The organism is Lactobacillus laiwuensis (genome assembly GCF_019972835.1).
GTDB lineage: Bacteria > Bacillota > Bacilli > Lactobacillales > Lactobacillaceae > Lactobacillus > Lactobacillus laiwuensis.
Map to the genome: position 1 here is coordinate 1 of NZ_BPPB01000045.1, position 546 is coordinate 546.

Genomic DNA, 546 nt, shown 5'->3' on the forward strand with positions numbered 1-546 from the left:
TTTAAATGATTGCCAAAAGTATATTTAGCAGTCGAAGCTTTCACAAAATTACAGTTTGACATCGATGAAGGTGAATCTAAAACTTCATAAAATAGTTCTGCTTTTTTATCTGCTGGAACCCATATATATCTTAATCCTGTAACCGAAACCGTATCACCTGAACTAAACCATGAATCGTCCGCAAATTCTCCTTTTATATTATAAAGATATGCGTCATTCACAAATCTTACATGCATGATATTAGTATACGGTATTAGTTGCTGACGAGGCTGCGTTTTAAGGTCGTCTCTTAAAACAAACAATTTTTTATTGTTTTTTATGCGGAATACTTCTAGAACTCCATTATCAAGCATATCAATTTTAGTCGTCCCTGCTAGTTCTTCTCTATTACTGCGACGATCAACCACTAGTTTCGTACCCTTTTTGACATATTTATTGGTAAATTCACCTTTATTATTAACAAGATTTGCTTTTGTAAAATCTTTATCAGAAGAAAATGGCGATGATGCTATTGTAACAGTAGCATAATTAGTAAATAACTTATTT

The 546-nt window shown here is 32.1% G+C and carries 1 pseudogene; it reads right to left on the reverse strand.

Features of this window, described 5'->3' with window-relative positions:
• A pseudogene (locus LDM92_RS09815) lies at positions 1-546 on the reverse strand (hypothetical protein); the annotation flags it as partial.